This window comes from Aquimarina aggregata, assembly GCF_001632745.1.
Lineage (GTDB): Bacteria > Bacteroidota > Bacteroidia > Flavobacteriales > Flavobacteriaceae > Aquimarina > Aquimarina aggregata.
The window spans coordinates 464619-483421 of the sequence record NZ_LQRT01000024.1 but is presented as its reverse complement, the minus strand read 5'-3'; the positions used below and the strand labels follow the sequence as shown (position 1 = coordinate 483421).

The window sequence follows — 18803 nt, the reverse complement described above, 5'->3', positions numbered from 1 at the left end:
TTGGGAGTGAGTCTCTTTTTTAGCACTAAACAACTTTATATCGTCCTTGGTTGCAAAACGATATCCTTTTTCTACCCCTAGATTTAAGATTTATTGTCGTTTGGTATTAATAATTCACCATTAGTGCTTGCAAATACAACTTTTGTGTTATCATTTCTATCTCTTAGGACAATTTTATATGTATTGTCTTTAGACATATAAGTTTTAACAATTCTATATTTTTGAAAATCTCTTGCTGTTGCTTCTTGAACAGCCAAGGGTGATTCTACTACATTTATTTCTGTAAATTCCTGATGCTCATCTTCATAATTCATTAATCCAACCTCATCGTTAAAAGCTAATTCATCCTGTGCCATAACACCTTGGGCCGAAAAAATACTTACTACTATTGCTACTATCATTGGTGCCTTTTTCATTGAATTACTTGATTATATCAACAGTTAATACATAAGTAATAATTGTTCCAAACATGAAGATTTTCGAGAAATACACGCAACTATTTGATTGTCAATGCTTTATGTTTTTAGGCAAATTACCCATAAACTATGAAATACTGTAGAATCCACATAAATGTGTAGAAAAAATACACACTTTAATTCTGGCACGAGTCTAAAAAAATGGTTTTTTGCGATTGGATTTCTTTAAAGAGTGTTTTTGTTTACTATCTAATCGTTTTTTAACGGATCCTCTAGACGGCTTTGTAGCTATTCGTTTCTTGGGAACATAAAGAGCAGCTTTTAAAACATCTATTAGCCTTTTGATCACTAATTCCTTGTTTCTATGCTGACTTCTACTATCTCCACATTGCAAATACAAAACGCCATCCTTGGTTAATCGAGACGATAGTTTTTGTTCTAATCTTAATTTTTCTTCGTCGGTAAGTCCTTTAGAGTTTAAAATATTAAAACTAAGTTCGACTTTTGAAGATACTTTATTTACATGCTGGCCTCCTGCGCCAGAGCTTCTAATAGCTTTGAACTTTAATTCGCTTATGATTAAAGATGCATTCATGAAAAAAGCTTTTCCTGATGTGCAGATTTCAATAAATCATTTACGCTTTTTACAGGATTAAAAGTAGTAATAGGAACTTCTACAAAAACACTTATCCAGTTTGACATTGCTCCATTCCATAATCCTGGCAGCTCTAATGCTTTTAATACCTTTCCATTTAAAGTCTTTTGGGTAATGAAACCAGCATCAGGGTCTACAAAATCTATTAAATTAAATTTGTTTCCTTTATAGTCTCGCACTCCACAAACCAAATCTACCGGATTAAAATGAGTAGAACTGGCAAGGATATCTTGTTGTCTCTGATCTTCTTTATTAATCTGTGGGGCTTCAATAATTTGTAGTACCAATCTACCATTTTCTGGTTTGACCCAAAATGGTCCTCCTCCAGGCTCCCCTTCATTAATTACCATACCACATACTCTGATTGGGCGATTCAAGGATTCTCTTAAAAATTGTAATTTATATTTTTCTGAAAATTTATCAAAATCAAAAGGTAATCTTACATTTAATTGTTGTACCAAAAACTTTTTAATATCTTTTAATTCAGCTTCTGTAGGATTTTGTTGATCAATTGCATTTAATATTCTAAAGACTTCATCTTGAATCTCGATTAATTTTCCGGCAAGAACCTTTTTATACCCAGAAACTTCGTCTTGATATTTTCTTACCACCACATTATCAATATTTTTGATATAAATGATATCTGCAGAAAGATCATTTAAATTTTCGATTAACGCCCCGTGACCACCAGGTCTAAATAAAAGAGTGCCATCTTCGGTTCTAAAGGGTTCATTATCTTGAGTCACTGCGATAGTATCTGTTTCTGGTTTTTGAAAAGAATAGGTGATCTTAAAATTAGTATTTGTCTTTTCTTCAACTTTTTTCTTTATTCTTTCAAATTCGTCTTTGAAACCCTCTAAATGATTTTTGGATATGGTAAAATGTAATTCGGAGTTTCCTTTATCATTGGTGTTATATCCCGCGGCTTCATACAGATGTTCTTCAAAAGAAGTTGCGATACTGTCTGTATATTTATGAAAAGGAAGCAGCCCTTTAGGAAAATCTCCATAATTAAGCCCCTTTTCTTTTAACATCATTTCTACAAAAATATAGACTTGTCTCCCTTCAGATAAAGAATCAAATTTAGGATAAGCGCTTTTTATCTTTTCCATAACTGTAGCATAAAAAGGAAATTTCTCTAAGCCTATTAAAAAAAGTCGTATTGCATTTGCTTTTTCATGATTAGTATATGAATTTAAGCTTTCTTTCTCACTATGATAATTATCCAAAAACCTAAATAAATCCTTAAACATTCTGGTTGCCGCTCCCGAAGCTGGAACAAATTTAATAGTTTCGAGATTTGACATTCTAGAATTATATAGTTTAGTCAATTCTGATTGATAATGTTCTGTAAACTTTAAAATCCCATTATCTAGAGTAGCAGCACTTCTCAAGGCTACAAAAGGAATTCCATTTTTAAAGATTTCTACTTGTGATAGTACTTTATCAATTGTTAATCCTTTTGATTTGATTAACTTAATATCCTTATCTGTTATATTCACTTTTTTGTGCTATTAATTGATCAATAATTTTTATTGCATTTTTTTGACGATTGGCCTGATCCCCCTTTAAAATCACATAAGGCAGACCATACTTATCAAGAGTATTTTTAAATTGTAAAAACATCTCTTCACGTTGGTGGGGTTTATCTCTCAAATCATCTTTGACCCAAGGGACATCAATATAAGTTAAAAGATATAAATCATAAACATTTTCTAATGATATTTTATCTAGGTCAGGATGAACTAACCCGTCAAAATACACTTCAGAATAGACTTTGGTTTCTAACAAATCTGTATCACATATTAAAACTTTATTTGCCTTTTTTACTGCATCATTCTCTAATGAAATTTGCCCTTTAGCAATTTCAACAAGGTCATCATATGTACATATTTCTTTATTCTTATTCCACTTTGCCTGCAAATATTCTCTTGCATATTCTGGAACCCATTCTGTATCGTAGTAAGCAGCTAATTGTTTAGCAAGAGTAGTTTTTCCTGTAGACTCTGGTCCAAAAAGCACTATTTTTATACAGTCACTATTGTGTTGTCTAAGCTTCTTTTCCATGCTAAATATCCAAAAATTCCCATTATCGTAAATAGTAAATACTGAAAACTAGAAAAGGTAAACCCTTTATAAAAATATAACGGCACAGAGATAATATCCCCAATTATCAAAAAAGTCCAATTTTCAATCTTCCTTCGTGCCATTAACCACATACCGACAAAAAATATAGCCGTTGTCAAGGTATCTACATACGCAGTCCAGTCTTTCAACTTATCAAAAATAATATAAACTCCATAAACAAAAATCAAAGTTGTAATAAAGATTAAAATTTGAATGGCTTTTTCTTTTATAGTAGTTCTAGAAATAGGTGTAACTTTTACATCATCTATTTTTCGAGTCCAAATATACCATCCATAAATACTCATAATAAAATAGTAAGCATTAATTATCATATCTCCTAATAACCCCCATTTTAATAGCAAATACACATAAATAGATGTACTAATAATACCCGTTGGATATACCCATATCTTATTTTTCCAGGCAAAGAATACACTAGCAATTCCAAAAAACACAGCCACAATTTCTAATACCAAATATTCTATTGGGTATTCAGAATATTGCGCAAAGAAAAAATCAAAAATCTGGCTCATAATCACTTCTATTGCTTTTTACTAGTTTCATCTGTATTAGTCCAGTATCCATAGCATCAAATGCAATTTTTATTTCTTTAGTAAGAAAAGGCATCAATTGATCATACGCTCCATAAATCTGAGTACTTAACGGATTTTCTAAAACCGTAAACCCTGAATCACGCAATCGTTTTATAAATCTAATGATATGCTCTTCGAAATCATTTTGAAGCGGAGATAGTGTAAGTTCTATTGATATTTCCATAAACTGTATTTTGCTATACTTAACATTAAAACTCTTCTGCTGGCAAGGCATATACACACGTAAAGCCTTCAAATTCTAAAAATGACAAATCATAGTGACTAACATTACCATCATGATTTATAGCGCCGTAAACAAATGGATAATCTAATGTAAAAGGAGATATGAAAGTATGCTCTTTAAAACTTAATCCTGCAGTACCAAATAATTTATATAGTGATTCTTTAGCCCCCCAAATTATGGTTAACGCCTGAATTTCGTTTTTAATTTGCGAGATGTAATCGTTCTCAAATTCATTAACAAACTTATGCGCTATTTTGTGGATTTTTTCACGTTGTTTTTCAATATCAATCCCTACAAGCTTATCACTAACAATGATTCCTGCAAATTCATATGAATGTGTTATCGATATCTGTTTTCCGTCCTTTAAGTGTGGTTTTCCAAACTCATCATAATACAAATCATGATCCGTATATCCTACAATTGCTAACAAGTGCCGTACACTCATAAATGCACGTCTATGCAGCTCAGATTTCATACTATCTACTCTATCTCGACAATGTTTTGTTAATTCTATATCTTTACTAAGGAATTCGTAAGACTCTTCGATCTTCCAAATCAACACGTTAGTACTATTATCTACTGTTATAGTTTTGTAAAGAGGCATTTATATTATTAAAGTTATTGTGTACCTTTGCAAACCAAAAAAAAGAGTCAATACTAATTTTTTCTGGGAAACGAATTTAGAACAATTTAGTGCGAAATACCAGAATGCGCTTCATAAACATAAAATAAAGACTATGAGTACCAAAACAGTACCTTATGTTCCTTACAAGGTAAAAGACATTTCATTGGCTGCCTGGGGAAGAAAAGAAATCGAACTAGCTGAAGCCGAAATGCCAGGCCTTATGTCACTTCGTGAAGAATACAAAAACGAACAACCTCTTAAAGGTGCTCGTATTGCAGGATGTCTTCATATGACAATACAGACTGCTGTTCTAATAGAAACATTACAAGCACTAGGTGCAGAAGTAACTTGGAGTTCTTGTAACATATTTTCTACTCAAGACCAAGCTGCAGCAGCTATTGCAGATGCTGGAATTCCTGTTTATGCATGGAAAGGTATGAATGAAGAAGAGTTTGACTGGTGTATTGAGCAAACTTTATTCTTTGGTGAAGATCGCAAACCTTTAAACATGATTCTTGATGATGGTGGAGATTTAACGAATATGGTACTTGACAGGTATCCAGAATTAGTTGATGATATTAAAGGATTATCAGAAGAAACTACTACAGGTGTTCATCGTTTGTATGAAAGAATGAAAAACGGAACTTTGCCAATGCCTGCAATTAATGTGAATGACTCTGTTACAAAATCTAAATTTGATAACAAATATGGATGTAGAGAGAGCGCCGTAGATGCAATCAGAAGAGCAACAGATACTATGCTTGCAGGTAAACGTGTTGTAGTTTGTGGATATGGTGATGTTGGTAAAGGAACTGCTGCATCTTTTAAAGGAGCTGGATCTATTGTTACTGTAACTGAAATTGATCCTATTTGTGCTTTACAAGCTGCGATGGATGGTTTCGAGGTCAAAAAATTAGAAACTGTAATAGGTAATGCCGATGTAGTTATTACTACTACAGGAAATAAAGATATTGTACAAGCGCAACACTTTAAAGCGCTAAAAGACAAAGCTATCGTTTGTAATATAGGACATTTTGATAATGAAATTGATATGGCCTGGTTAAACGATAATCACGGAAATACTAAAGATGAAATCAAACCACAAGTTGATAAATATACTATCGACGGAAAAGATATTATCATCTTAGCCGAAGGGCGTTTGGTAAATCTTGGTTGTGCTACAGGACATCCAAGTTTTGTGATGAGTAATTCTTTTACCAATCAAACACTTGCCCAGATTGAGCTTTGGAATCATTCTGAAAAATATAAAAACGAAGTGTATATGCTACCTAAACATCTTGATGAGAAAGTAGCAAAATTACATCTTGCTCGTCTTGGAGTAGAATTAGAAACACTAAGAGAAGATCAAGCAGAATATATTGGTGTAACTGTCGAAGGACCATTTAAACCAGAATATTATAGATATTAAAAATCTAATTATAAAAAATAAAACCCTTTATCAATCGATAAGGGGTTTTATTTTTTATAATTCTTTGTGTTTTGTAATTTCACAAGCGATCTTGTAACAAAGATGCGATATCATCGTCATATTTAAACACTTCAAAAACGATCCTTGTATGAGTACACTAAAAATTACAAACCTATCAAAAACATATCCTAATGGCGTAAAAGCATTAGATAACGTATCAATTGAGTTAGAAAATGGAATGTTTGGATTGTTAGGGCCAAATGGAGCAGGAAAATCATCTTTAATGCGTACTCTAGCTACACTACAAGAAGCGGACTCGGGAACAGCTACTTTAGACGATATAGACATCCTTAATCAACCATCAGAACTTAGAAAGGTTCTTGGTTATCTACCTCAAGAATTTGGAGTGTACCCTAGAATCACAGCAGAACAATTGCTAGATCATTTAGCTATATTAAAAGGTTTTACCAAATCTACAGAACGAAAAGAGATGGTTAAATATCTTCTAGACAAAGTTAACCTATATGAAAAACGTAAAAAAAATATAAAAGGTTTTTCTGGGGGAATGAAACAGCGCATTGGAATCGCTCAAGCCTTAATAGGAAACCCCAAGTTAATTATTGTCGATGAACCAACTGCTGGATTAGATCCGGGAGAACGAAATAGATTTTATAACCTTCTAGCTAATGTAGGCAAAGATGTTATTGTAATTCTTTCTACTCACATCGTTGATGATGTTAGAGAGCTTTGTACTAAAATGGCAATCATGAATTTTGGTGAAATCGTATACCAAGGATCCCCAGATAGTGCAATAGATGAACTTAAAGGTAAAGTTTACCATAAAATCATCGGTCTTCAGGAATTAGAAAAATACGCTGAGCAATATAGTATTATCTCAAATAAAATGGTCGGCGGCAAACCTTCAATACATGTTTATAGTGATACAAATCCAAATAATGGATTTGAACAAGTAATCCCTAATCTTGAAGATGTGTTCTTTTCTAAAATTAACACAGATAACGTACTTGTTTAATCACTAGCCAGAAAACTATGTTTAAAAATTTTTTCTTATCAGAATTAAAGTATACATTGAAACAACCTTTGGTGTATATTATGTTGCTTTTAATGACATTAATGGTTTTTGGAGCTACGGCAAGTGACAATATCCAAATTGGAGGAGCCGTTGGAAACATCTACAAAAACTCTCCTAATATCATAACTCAATACACTGCTATCATGACCATTTTTGGATTAATGATAGCTACTGCTTTTTTTAATAATGCAGCCTTAAGAGATCATAATAATGGATTTAATGAAATCCTCTTTAGCACACCACTAAGTAAATCAGGGTATTTCTTTGGTAGATTTTTTGGAGGATTACTATTATCTACAATACCGATGCTAGGGGTTTTTTTAGGTTCTATTCTTGGTACATTATTAGCTCCCATTTTTGGATGGACTGATGCCGATAGATTTGGTAGCTTTTATTTAGAAACGTTCATAAATAATTATGCCTTATTCATATTACCCAATATGTTTTTTGCTGGCACTATTATATATACAATGGCTCACAAGTGGAAAAGTACTGTCGTTTCATTTGTAGGCGCATTAATCATTATCATAGCCTATATTGTATCTGGTACACTTACTTCTGACATTGACAATGAAACTATTGCCGCACTAACAGACGTTTTTGGAATTAGAACGTATTCTATAGACACAAAATACTTTACTCCTGTAGAGAAAAATAGCATTAGTCCTAGTTTTAGCGGAATCTTATTTCAAAATAGATTATTATGGACTTGTATCGGGATTATCATATTACTCCTTTCTTATTTTAGTTTCTCTTTCAAAGAGAAAAACAAAAAAGTAAAAACCACAGGTAAAGAAAAAGAAATAGAAAATAGAAGTTTTTCTCTTCCCAATATGATCCCTCAATTCTCAGTAAAAACAGAATGGGTTCAATTTAAGAGTTTCTTCTATACCAATTTCTTAAGTATTGTAAAAAGTGTAACCTTTAAAATTCTATTTTTATTTAGCGCTATCATACTTATTTCTGATCTTTTAGGTGGTTTTGAATATTTTGGATTAAAATCTTACCCACTAACATACAAATTAATAGATTCTATAAATGATAACACTTCGCTTTTCACAGTGATTATTTTAGTATTTTTTAGTGGTGAACTAGTATGGCGAGATCGAGATAGTAAAATTAATGAAGTGGTAGACGCCACTGCACATACTTCTTTTATTTCATTGGCGGCAAAAGCTTTTTCTTTAGTTGGTATTACTATAATTCTTCAAGTATTTTTTGTGATTTGTGGGGTATTATTTCAATTATCAAATGGCTTTACGCGTATCGAATTAGATGTTTACTTTTTAGATTTTTTATACAGTAATCTTCCTATATACATTATTTGGAGCGGTGTTATGATCATGATTCAAGTAGTACTCAACAACAAGTATCTTGGATATTTCATCTCTATACTAGTGATTTTTGTTTGGGGAATAATGTTAAACATCTTTGATATTGAATCTAACATGCTTACTATCGGAGCGGGACCATCATTACAATATTCGGATATGAATGCTTTTGGCCCTGGACTTAAAGGTGCACTATGGTTTAATTTTTATTGGATATTGTTCTCATTACTTTCTCTTTTTATAGCGGGTGCTGTATGGAGTCGTGGCGTAATGAGTTCTTTAATGAATAGAATTAAAATTGCAAAAAAACAGGTTCCAAAAACATATCGCCTATGGATTATAGCCATTCTAGGACTTTGGGTTTTTGTTGCTGGTTTTGTATACTATAACACCCAGGTATTAAATCCTTACAAGACTTCTGATCAAGAAGAAGCTTTAGCTGCAGAGTACGAAAAGAAGTATAAAAAGTATAAGAATATTAAGATTCCTAAAGTTACAGGTGTTAATTATTTTATTGACATTTATCCTAACAAAAGAAATGTAGACACCAAAGCGATAGTAACACTTACAAATGAGAACAAAACCCCTTTAGACTCTATTCATTTTAACATGGATAACCAATGGGATACTACATTTAAAATACCTCAATCAGAATTGGTTTATGAAGATCAAGATTTTGGATATTTGATTTACAAACTTAAAATACCATTACAACCAAACCAAACTATTGAAATTGAAATTAACAATAATTATAGGACCAAGGGTTTCACAGATGATAGAGGAAATACTCGGATTATCCAGAACGGTACTTTTTTAAATAATTTTCAGATCCTTCCGGGGTTAGGGTACAATGAAAATGCTGAATTATCTGAAAAAAGTGCTCGAAAAAAATATGGATTACCACCAAAAGTAAGAACTCCAAAGTTACAAAAAGGACCGACTCAATATCATATGAATAATTACCTTACCAATGGGCGATCTGACTATATTAATGTAGAAACAATAATCTCTACAGCAGGCGATCAAATAGCCATTGCACCGGGTTCATTGAACAAAAAATGGATAGAAGACGGAAGGAATTATTATCATTATAAATCGGATCAAGCTTCTCAAAACTTTTATTCATTTATTTCTGCCAGATATGAAATTGCTACTAGAAAATGGAACGGCATCGATATAGAAATATACTACGATGCAAAACATAGTGATAATGTCGAGATGATGTTAGACGCTACTCAGAGATCACTAGAATATTACACCAAAAACTTTGGACCATATTACCATAAACAATGTAGAATTATCGAGTTTCCGAGATATGCCAGCTTTGCACAAGCTTTTCCTGGCACAATGCCTTATTCTGAATCTATTGGGTTCGTTATTAACCTAGAAGATGAAACCGATAACAATGTCGTTGACGCTGTAATTGCACATGAAATGGGGCATCAATGGTGGGCGCACCAAGTAGTAGGAGCAAATATGCAGGGAGGAACAATGATGAGCGAAAGTTTTGCAGAGTATTCTTCTCTTATGACCTTAAAAAGTATCGCAGAAACACCTATGAAAATGCGTAAATTTTTAAAATATGACCATGATCGATATCTAAGAGGTAGAAGTACTGAAATAGAAAAAGAACTCGCCTTATATAAAGTAGAAAATCAAGGATATATCCATTATGGCAAAGGAAGTGTGATTCTATACGCTCTACAAGATTACATAGGAGAAGAAAAAGTAAATAAGGCAATGAAAGAATTCTTAAATGAATTCAAATATCAACACCCTCCTTATCCATCTTCTTTAGATTTTATGGAATACCTAGAACCAAAAGTGCCCGATTCATTAAAATATATCATTAAAGACTGGTTTAAAGAAATTACACTTTACGATAATCGTATAAAAGAATCTTCTTATAAAAAATTAGATAACGGAAAATACGAAGTTTCTATGACAGTCGAATCTTATAAAATAAAATCAGATAGCCTAGGTAATGAAACTAAAGTACCTATAAATGACTGGATAGACATAGGTGTTTTTGCGGATACTGATGAAGAAAAATTAGTCTATGAAAAAAGGGTAAAAATCAACAAAAACGAAACCAATTTTGTATTTGAAATAAATGATCAACCTATTAAAGCAGCTATTGATCCTAAAAAACTATTAATAGACCGAGTTTATGATGATAACATTAAAAATATAAATGAAGAATAACTTGTATTCAAATTTTATATCCTAAACACAACATAGCCCTAAGTTGAAAACACTTAGGGCTTAATTGTTTATTTGGCTTTCTTGAAAATATAACTCATCCAAACAGGATCATTTTCTTCTGAAACTATCGATTGTCTATCTACAAATTCCCAATTGGCAGTATTCATAAAATTTAATAAGTCCGAGGTGTTTTCTATATCTTCTAATTGTTTTACTGTAATTGATTTTCCTTCAAGAGACTGCTGTTCTTCTACTTTTATTCGCTTTACTCTACCGCTATTATTTGCCTTTTGAATAACGATAACCTCTAGATAATCATACTTGGGGATATCTTGCGCCACCATTTCAAAAGTTACAAATAACACAAATAGTGTACACCACAACGTATGGATCATTGAATTTTTCATAGTTTTTATTCGATTTATGATTTTGGTATAGTAAATTTAGACAATTAGTTTAATACTCCTTACAAAATGAAACTAATCATAACATTATTTTCTATTCTTCTTTTAGGCATTTTTAAAGGATTTTCGCAAACAAAGGGAAGCATAAAAACTATTAAAGAAAAATACACTATTATTACAGATTTACTTGAAAAAAAGGAGCTTACACAAACTATTTTACAAAGTAATTGTGAAGACAATAATAGCAAAAACATACAGATAGGTTTTTATTATGCCGATGATGTTTTGGTCTACATTAATCATACTTATAATCAAGGACATAACAATTATAATTATCACTACTATATCTGGGACAATGTGCTAATTTTTTATTTTTCTGATCATGCTTCATGGAACTGGGATTATGAATGTGCACCAAAAGAACAAGAATACGCAAACGAGGTATGGACATATGAAGAAAAACGTGTTTATCTTGTTGATGAAACCCCTATAAAATGTTTATACAAAACCTTTGAAGAAAAATCAATTGATCGTGCAACTAATCCCGAAATCGAGCTATCCAGTACTATCAAAAATAAAAATATAGATTGTAATAAAACTATGATAGAAAATATCCTTTCTTCTTACAAGAAATTATTAGCACTACAAGATAAAGAAGACATTTGTAATCTGGATATAGATTAAAAAAGCATAAAAACAAAAAACCCTTCTTTTAAAAAGAAGGGTTTTTTGTTATAAAGGAAAGATCTTTAGTTACGCTTCAAAAGGAACTATTGAAACATAAGACTTATTATCTTTCTTTTTAGTAAATTTTACCATACCATCTACCTTTGCGTGTAGTGTATGATCTTTACCAGCGTATACATTTTCGCCTGGCTTATGAGCTGTACCTCTTTGTCTTACAATGATGTTACCAGCTACAGCAGCTTGACCACCAAAAATCTTCACACCTAAGCGTTTCGATTCTGATTCTCTACCGTTTTTCGAACTACCAACTCCTTTTTTATGAGCCATTTTCTTTCGGTTTTATATTATTACTATTAAACAGTATTACCTGTTCTCTCTTTATTATCCTTTTAAAGCTTCAATCAACTCAGCTTTCTTCATTGAAGAAATTCCTGAAATTCCTTTAGCTTTTGCCAATTCTTTCAATTCAGCAACTGTTTTAGTGCTTAAATCTTCAGTATTTGCTTTTGGTTCAGCTTTTGCTTTTGGCGCAGCTGCTTTTACTTCTTTTTCAGCTTTTGCTTTTGGCTCAGCTTTTTTTGGTGCTGCTTTCTTAGCACCAGAAGTTACAATGCTTTCAATAACAATTTCAGTAAGAGATTGACGATGACCATTTTTAACACGGTATCCTTTACGTCTCTTTTTCTTGAAAACAATAACTTTATCACCTTTTAGGTGTCTTGTGATTTTTGCTCCTACTTGAGCTCCATCTATAGCTGGGGCGCCTAAAGTAACATTATCTCCATCGGCTGCAAGAAGAACTTTATCGAAAGAAACTTTATCTCCTTCTTCTCCTGCTAAACGATGTACAAATACTTTTTGGTCTTTTGCAACTTTAAATTGCTGCCCTGCTATCTCTACAATTGCGTACATAGCGTAACGTTTAATTAATTATTTTAAATAAAAGAACTACACCTATTTCGTAATAGGCGGGTGCAAATATACTCCTAATTAATTAAATCACAAATATTTCGTACTAATTAAACCCTTAATTTTCATATGATTTAATTAGTTTTAAGATCTCGTATCATTATATCTCAACTGGTCTTGAGTTACGACTTCTTTTAGGGTTCCAACTTTCTTTAAATAACTGCATAAAAGATAGTGTAAGAACAAATGTGGTAGCAAAGCCCATTATAGCAGCAATAAAGACTACTATACCCACTCCAACATGATAATGAGAACTCCAATTAGCTAACATTTCTGGCAAGAAACTCGTATTTATATTAGTAACGTAGATAGCAAAGAAAATAGTAAAAATAAGTGTAGCATTAAATCCTGTAAAAAGACCAGCCATAAACCCTTTTTGATAATCAAAATCGCTACTTTTTTCTTTTTTATATTTTTTCATGGCAATGTATAAACCATAGGCAACAATAAAACCATTCCCCAAACTAAAAACTGGATTAGTTTGCACTCCTATTAAAGCAAGAATCAAAAAATAAATAATAAGTCCTAGAGCAATTAGAACTCCGTATTTAACTGGAATAGTAGACTTTTTCATAGCTTAATTTCTTTAAGATTGTATCTTAAATATATGAAGATTGAGTCTCTTTCAACCTTAAAAGGTTGTTAATTTATTGTCTAACAGTACAATAGATGATTATTTACTCTTGTTAGTTATATAAACTCCTAGAATAATAATTCCAGCTGCAAACACCTGATATATTGTAAATTTCTCATGATCTAATACTCCCCACAATAGTGCTATAATGGGTATAGTATAGGTTACCGAAGTTGCAAACACAGGCGTACTTATCTGTATCAGCTTATTAAACAATACCTTAGCAATACCTGTTCCAACAACCGCAAGTATCGCCACAAATATAAGACTGGTTTGCACCTTAGGATCAACAATCACATCAGCGCTAAAAAAACCAGAAAAACCAAGAATGATAAGAGCAGGTATAACCAACACTATAAAATTTCCATTAGCAATAGCCATTGGCGATATATGTTGCATGTATTTCTTAATAATATTTACATTAATAGCATAACATACTGCTGCACACAGCACCAACAAAGCATACCAATAATTTTGATTTGGGTTGACCGACGCACCTTCAAATATTAATGCCAAACAGCCCACAAAGCCGACTAAAATTCCTATTAATTGATTTTTGTTAAATTGAACTGAAAACACTAGCACTCCTAAAATTAGAGTAACTAAAGGTGTCGTAGAGTTTAGAATGGAAGCAATGCCACTATCGATTTCAGTTTCTGCAAAGGCAAACAAAAATGCTGGAATAAAGGTTCCTGCAAATGCTGATATCGTTACCCATTTCCAGTCTGAAGCTGAAATAGTTTTTAAACTTCTAAAACCAATTAAAAATAAGAAAATTGCTGCAAATAGCGTCCTTAGTGCCCCTAATTGCATTGGAGTAAGACCAACAAGAGATTTTTTAATAAGTATAAAAGAGCTTCCCCAAACTAAGGATAGTATTACGAGATACAACCATTTTAGTTTACTATTTTGCATTTCCCGAAATTAAGCTGCAAAAATGATAAAATTATAAACAAATAGATTCGTTTTGAAAGAAAATTAACTAAGGTTTAGCTATTCGACCCACCTTAAAGTTTCCATAAGATGCCTCATATCATTTCGTAAATAATCGGCAGCCGGTAAGATCGAATCATAATTAGGTTTTACTTCAAAATATATAGAACCTACTAGAAAATGACGCGTGCTATCGGTTAGGTAAAATTGAGATTGGGAAGCTGCATCTCCGGATACCTCATAAAACATACCGAATACTTTATTTTTTTCATCTACAAATGGCCCTTGAATAATACCATCTGCTTTAACTACATGTTCTTGCGTTAAGTTCTGGGCATCTCTTAATAAGGAATCTAAGTTATTATCTACCCTATAATAAGAGAGGTACATTGTCGCCTTTAGTTTTTTATACTCCAGATTATACCAACATTTTCTATTTCTTCGAGCTCTTTTAAGTTCAGAAAATTCATTCTTCTCAAAAGTATAAGGACATGGAGATGTAACTTCTATATACTTTGGTTCTGGATAGCTTAATCTTAGCATTCCTTTTGGCTTTGGAATTACTTCTCCCGCACATGAGCATATCAATAAAAGTATACTCCCCAATATCGAGCATCTAACTATGGTATTCTTCATTAATTGTTAGTTTCACCTGTTTTATTCTCTTATTATCTAATGACTCTACTTTAAAGGTATATGCACCTAAGTTAAGGGTATCTCCTCTTTTAGGAAAACTCCCTGACATCTCTAGCAAAAGTCCTGCAATAGTTTCTGCATCACCTTTTTTATCTTCAAAAAGACTATTGTCTTCTAGTTTCAATACTTTATAAAAATCTTTTAATGCTGTTCTTCCTTCGAAAACATAGTTCTGATCATCTAATTTTGAAAATATTAGATCTTCATCATCAAACTCATCACTAATTTCACCAACAATCTCTTCTATAATATCCTCTAATGAAATTAAACCACTTGTACCGCCATATTCATCTACAACAATAGCCAAATGATTTCTTTTTTTCTTAAAATCATTTAGTAAATCATCTAGTTTTTTGTTTTCTGGCACAAAATAGGGTTCTCTAAGCAAATTTGTCCAATCAAATTTTGTTTTATTAATATGCGGTAGTAAATCTTTCACATATAAAATACCTATAACTTTATCGATACTCTCCTCATAAACTGGTATTCTGGAGTATCCATTCTCTATTATTTCTGGTAGAATTTCCTTATAAACCGATTCATTATTTAGTGCAAAGATATCCAAACGCGGTCTCATAACCTGCTTAGCATCAGTATTTCCAAAAGAAACGATGCCTTCTAGTATTTTTTTCTCTTCGACTGTAGTATCAGTATCTGATGTTAACTCTAAAGCTTGTGACAACTGATCTACGCTAATATTTGATTTTTGTTTCCCTAATCGATTATGAATTCCTACTGTTACACTTCGCATTGGAAGACTAATAGGCGTGAATACCCAATCCAAAATACCCAAAGGTCTTGCCATAAATTTGGCAAATTTCACACTATTTCTACTGGCATAAATTTTTGGTAAAATTTCACCAAAAAGCAAGATTAAAAACGTAACGATAACTACTTCTAGAACAAACCTAACATCTAACCAACCCCAATATTTTGTAGTAATACCATTAAAATACGTTTCGCCTAAGCTTGTAAAAAGTAATACAATAGCGATATTGATAAAATTATTAGCAACTAATATTGTAGCCAATAGTTTTTTAGGGTTATCTAATAATCTTGATACAATACTTAAATTCTTAGAAGTATTCTCCTCATCCTTAAGATCTGTTGGAGTTAAAGAAAACAATGCTACTTCACTACCTGATATTAAGGCAGAAAAGAACAGTAATATAAATAATACAACCAAATTTATGGGTTGCATGATATCAAAAGCTAGTAATGAAATAAATATAGGTTCGGGATCAGGGTCCAATTTATGCTTGTTTAGTTATACATATCAGAACGGAAGATCGTCATCTTCTGTATCTGGTGAAGTAGATGAAGTTTCCTGCGTCTGTACCGAAGGTGTATTCATCTGTGGTGTACTCTGAGTTTGTTGTCCAGAGACTTGACTTTCATTTTTGGGTGTTAGAAACGTAAAATCTGTACATTGTATCTCTGTACTATACCTGTCTTTACCCTGGTCGTCTTGCCATTTTCTAGTTTTAAGCCGTCCTTCAATATAAATTTTATCTCCTTTATTAAGGTATTTTTCGCAAATTTCGGCTGCTTTATTGCGCACTACAATATTATGCCACTCGGTTGTAACGACTCTCTCATTTGTGCTCTTATTCACATAAGAATCATTAGTTGCCAGTGGAAATCTTCCGATACAATTTCCGCCTTCAAACCAATGCATCTTTACCTCATCTCCTGTATGCCCAATTAGCATTACTTTATTTAGTGTTCCTGACATTATAATTATGGTTTGTGTTTAATGAATTTAGTATCGCTACAAATTCACGGTTTACAGATTACAAAGAAATAATAAACCTTTACAAATAACGCTATAAGAATGCTTCTTATTCTTAAGTACTCATAAAATAATTACGTTATCTAGTAAATGTAATAAAAAATCGACAAACATAAGATCATACTAGTTGAGTTAGTCAATGTTTTAAGTCTGCGTTAACATCCTCTAATCATATACTATAACTCTTAAATCAAATACATTTTTTCTTCTTTTATTCTGAAACCACAGTTTCTTCAAAAAAAGAATCTATAAAATTACCCAGTAATATAGGAACAGGATATGTTTTTATATCCTTATAATCAATGAGCTTTTGATTTTTACTGATCACTCCAATAGCATCTAATCTAATAATATAAAACTTTGTGTATAAATGCTGATGCGATAGCTTATGTATAATTGGATCCTCATTATAAGGTACAATCTCATGATTCTTGTCTTCTATTATATTTTTAATAGTTGTATCTGATGTTATTTTTGTTATATCTATAGTTTCATTTTCTATTAAAGGAAATTCATACAATCCTTTCCAGATACCATTACCTACTCGCTGTTGAATAATCGTTTGGCTATTATTAATAAGGAGTACTATATAATTAAAGTATCTTTTTTTTATTTTAAGCTTTTTGAGCTTAACAGGGAGTACGGTGACTTTCCCATTTTTCTGACTCTCACAACTATCATTAAGAGGACATACAATACAATAGGGATTTTTAGGTTTACATTGCAAGGCTCCAAACTCCATAATTGCCTGATTATAATCAGCAGGCTCATCATGATCCATTAAGCTTATGGCAAGTTTTTTAAACTCCTTAACCCCTTCGGTACTATTAATAGGTGTTTCTATTCCAAAATATCTTGATAACACTCTATATACATTTCCATCTACCACGGGCACTGCTTCTTTATAGCATATAGATGCAATGGCACTTGCCGTGTAATCTCCAACACCTTTTAATTTTAAAAGACCAATATATGTATCCGGAAAAACACCATTGAGATCATTGGCCACATATTTTGCCGTTGCATGCAGGTTTCTAGCTCTAGAGTAATAGCCTAATCCTTGCCATAATTTTAATACCTGTTCTTCGTTTGCATTTGCAAGATCAAAAACAGTTGGAAAAGTTTCAGTAAACGACAAATAATATGGTAATCCTTGCGCAACTCGAGTCTGTTGTAATATAATTTCACTAAGCCAAATTCGATAAGGATCGGTAGTTTTTCTCCATGGCATGGATCTTTTGTTTTGTAAGTACCACGTTATGAGTTTTTTAGAAAATTTCATAGTAAAATTATAAGTTTTGCAAAATTAAACGATTAAAGATGATAATTTCATCTTAAGTATTGATATTTTGGATTTTAAATTCATATATTTGCCCCCTTGAAAATTTAAAAACCCCTAAATAGGTAAATAATGACTAAAGCAGATATCGTAGCAAAAATTTCAGAAAAGCTAGGAATAGAAAAAGGAGATGTTCAAGCAACAGTTGAAACATTCATGGAAGAAGTAAAAAGTTCTTTAGAAAGCGGAGATAACGTTTATCTTAGAGGATTTGGTAGCTTTATCATCAAAACAAGAGCAGAAAAAACTGGTCGTAATATTTCTAAAAATACTACAATCAAAATACCAGCTCACAACATACCAGCATTTAAGCCTGCTAAAGTTTTTGTAGAAGGTGTTAAAACAAATGTAGAAGTTAAATAATAATAAATAAACAGTATACAACTATGCCAAGTGGTAAAAAACGTAAAAGACACAAGGTGGCTACGCATAAGCGTAAAAAAAGAAGAAGAGCCAACCGTCATAAGAAAAAGTAGTTTCTAACTACTTTTTTTGGTTAAAAATTTTAGTTCTTTGAAATCGAAGTAAAGCAGGTTTTCTTAATTGATTACTCTGGTTTATTTCTACGGAATTATTAAATTCCTGTGAGAAAATTTTGTTTAATCCATCTGTCCCGCGATTATGGGGTGGA

21 protein-coding genes are annotated in these 18803 nt (G+C 32.0%); 5 read left to right on the top strand and 16 right to left on the bottom strand.

Features of this window, described 5'->3' with window-relative positions; translation table 11 throughout:
* Nucleotides 1-83: 83 nt before the first annotated feature.
* The 7 genes from AWE51_RS17280 to AWE51_RS17250 form a co-directional block, all read right to left on the bottom strand.
* A complete protein-coding gene (locus AWE51_RS17280) occupies nucleotides 84-416 on the bottom strand; it encodes a hypothetical protein (RefSeq protein WP_118504687.1) in 333 nt (110 codons plus the stop codon).
* Between the two features lie 193 nt (nucleotides 417-609).
* Nucleotides 610-1011, bottom strand: a complete 402-nt coding sequence (gene arfB / locus AWE51_RS17275) for an alternative ribosome rescue aminoacyl-tRNA hydrolase ArfB (RefSeq protein ID WP_066315851.1) — start codon at nucleotides 1009-1011, stop codon at nucleotides 610-612.
* Nucleotides 1008-2573: a DUF4301 family protein gene (locus AWE51_RS17270; protein ID WP_066315849.1), complete on the bottom strand. Its 1566-nt coding sequence runs from the start codon at nucleotides 2571-2573 to the stop codon at nucleotides 1008-1010. Before AWE51_RS17270 ends, arfB begins: the two co-directional genes overlap by 4 nt.
* The gene (locus AWE51_RS17265; RefSeq protein WP_066315847.1) at nucleotides 2557-3138 is read right to left on the bottom strand and encodes an AAA family ATPase; all 582 of its coding nucleotides are present in this window, start codon (nucleotides 3136-3138) and stop codon (nucleotides 2557-2559) included. Before AWE51_RS17265 ends, AWE51_RS17270 begins: the two co-directional genes overlap by 17 nt.
* Nucleotides 3099-3731, bottom strand: a complete 633-nt coding sequence (gene pnuC, locus AWE51_RS17260; protein WP_066315844.1) for a nicotinamide riboside transporter PnuC — start codon at nucleotides 3729-3731, stop codon at nucleotides 3099-3101. Before pnuC ends, AWE51_RS17265 begins: the two co-directional genes overlap by 40 nt.
* Nucleotides 3715-3975, bottom strand: coding sequence for a hypothetical protein (locus AWE51_RS17255; RefSeq protein ID WP_066315841.1), 261 nt, complete (start codon nucleotides 3973-3975; stop codon nucleotides 3715-3717). The genes pnuC and AWE51_RS17255 overlap by 17 nt, the downstream gene beginning before the upstream one ends.
* Nucleotides 3976-4000: 25 nt before the next feature.
* Entirely contained in the window at nucleotides 4001-4639 is a 639-nt protein-coding gene (locus AWE51_RS17250; protein ID WP_066315838.1) for a 4'-phosphopantetheinyl transferase family protein, read from the bottom strand.
* A gap of 133 nt (nucleotides 4640-4772) precedes the next feature.
* On the opposite strand from AWE51_RS17250, the gene ahcY reads away from it, so the two are divergent.
* From ahcY to AWE51_RS17235, 3 genes are all read left to right on the top strand, one after another.
* Nucleotides 4773-6089: an adenosylhomocysteinase gene (ahcY, locus tag AWE51_RS17245; protein ID WP_066315836.1), complete on the top strand. Its 1317-nt coding sequence runs from the start codon at nucleotides 4773-4775 to the stop codon at nucleotides 6087-6089.
* Between the two features lie 148 nt (nucleotides 6090-6237).
* Complete coding sequence (locus AWE51_RS17240) at nucleotides 6238-7122, top strand: ABC transporter ATP-binding protein (protein WP_066315835.1); 885 nt, start codon at nucleotides 6238-6240, stop codon at nucleotides 7120-7122.
* Between the two features lie 17 nt (nucleotides 7123-7139).
* A complete protein-coding gene (locus AWE51_RS17235) occupies nucleotides 7140-10718 on the top strand; it encodes a M1 family aminopeptidase (RefSeq protein WP_066315834.1) in 3579 nt (1192 codons plus the stop codon).
* A gap of 68 nt (nucleotides 10719-10786) precedes the next feature.
* Here the strand turns inward: AWE51_RS17235 and AWE51_RS17230 are convergent, their stop codons facing one another.
* Entirely contained in the window at nucleotides 10787-11125 is a 339-nt protein-coding gene (locus AWE51_RS17230; RefSeq protein WP_066315833.1) for a hypothetical protein, read from the bottom strand.
* Between the two features lie 66 nt (nucleotides 11126-11191).
* Between AWE51_RS17230 and AWE51_RS17225 the strand changes: the two genes are divergently transcribed.
* The gene (locus tag AWE51_RS17225) at nucleotides 11192-11806 is read left to right on the top strand and encodes a hypothetical protein (protein WP_066315827.1); all 615 of its coding nucleotides are present in this window, start codon (nucleotides 11192-11194) and stop codon (nucleotides 11804-11806) included.
* Nucleotides 11807-11875: 69 nt separating this feature from the next.
* On the opposite strand, the gene rpmA is transcribed toward AWE51_RS17225, so the two are convergent.
* The 8 genes from rpmA to mutY all read right to left on the bottom strand — a co-directional run bounded on the left by rpmA (nucleotide 11876) and on the right by mutY (nucleotide 18115).
* A complete protein-coding gene (gene rpmA, locus AWE51_RS17220; protein ID WP_066315824.1) occupies nucleotides 11876-12136 on the bottom strand; it encodes a 50S ribosomal protein L27 in 261 nt (86 codons plus the stop codon).
* A 54-nt stretch (nucleotides 12137-12190) separates the two neighbouring features.
* Nucleotides 12191-12721 carry a 50S ribosomal protein L21 gene (gene rplU, locus AWE51_RS17215; protein WP_066315821.1) on the bottom strand — a complete coding sequence of 177 codons (531 nt, stop codon included), beginning with the start codon at nucleotides 12719-12721 and terminating at the stop codon, nucleotides 12191-12193.
* A 157-nt stretch (nucleotides 12722-12878) separates the two neighbouring features.
* Entirely contained in the window at nucleotides 12879-13352 is a 474-nt protein-coding gene (locus tag AWE51_RS17210) for a DUF4199 domain-containing protein (protein ID WP_066315819.1), read from the bottom strand.
* A gap of 99 nt (nucleotides 13353-13451) precedes the next feature.
* Complete coding sequence (locus AWE51_RS17205) at nucleotides 13452-14327, bottom strand: DMT family transporter (RefSeq protein ID WP_066315817.1); 876 nt, start codon at nucleotides 14325-14327, stop codon at nucleotides 13452-13454.
* A 78-nt stretch (nucleotides 14328-14405) separates the two neighbouring features.
* Nucleotides 14406-14981, bottom strand: a complete 576-nt coding sequence (gene gldD / locus AWE51_RS17200) for a gliding motility lipoprotein GldD (RefSeq protein ID WP_066315815.1) — start codon at nucleotides 14979-14981, stop codon at nucleotides 14406-14408.
* The gene (locus AWE51_RS17195) at nucleotides 14962-16293 is read right to left on the bottom strand and encodes a gliding motility-associated protein GldE (protein ID WP_066315814.1); all 1332 of its coding nucleotides are present in this window, start codon (nucleotides 16291-16293) and stop codon (nucleotides 14962-14964) included. Before AWE51_RS17195 ends, gldD begins: the two co-directional genes overlap by 20 nt.
* Before the next feature lie 24 nt (nucleotides 16294-16317).
* Complete coding sequence (locus AWE51_RS17190; protein ID WP_066315812.1) at nucleotides 16318-16776, bottom strand: single-stranded DNA-binding protein; 459 nt, start codon at nucleotides 16774-16776, stop codon at nucleotides 16318-16320.
* 268 nt (nucleotides 16777-17044) lie between these two features.
* A complete protein-coding gene (gene mutY / locus AWE51_RS17185; RefSeq protein ID WP_066315810.1) occupies nucleotides 17045-18115 on the bottom strand; it encodes an A/G-specific adenine glycosylase in 1071 nt (356 codons plus the stop codon).
* 129 nt (nucleotides 18116-18244) lie between these two features.
* Between mutY and AWE51_RS17180 the strand changes: the two genes are divergently transcribed.
* On the top strand, nucleotides 18245-18535 hold the full coding sequence (locus AWE51_RS17180; protein WP_024768281.1) for an HU family DNA-binding protein: 291 nt from the start codon (nucleotides 18245-18247) through the stop codon (nucleotides 18533-18535).
* Nucleotides 18536-18803 lie beyond the last annotated feature (268 nt).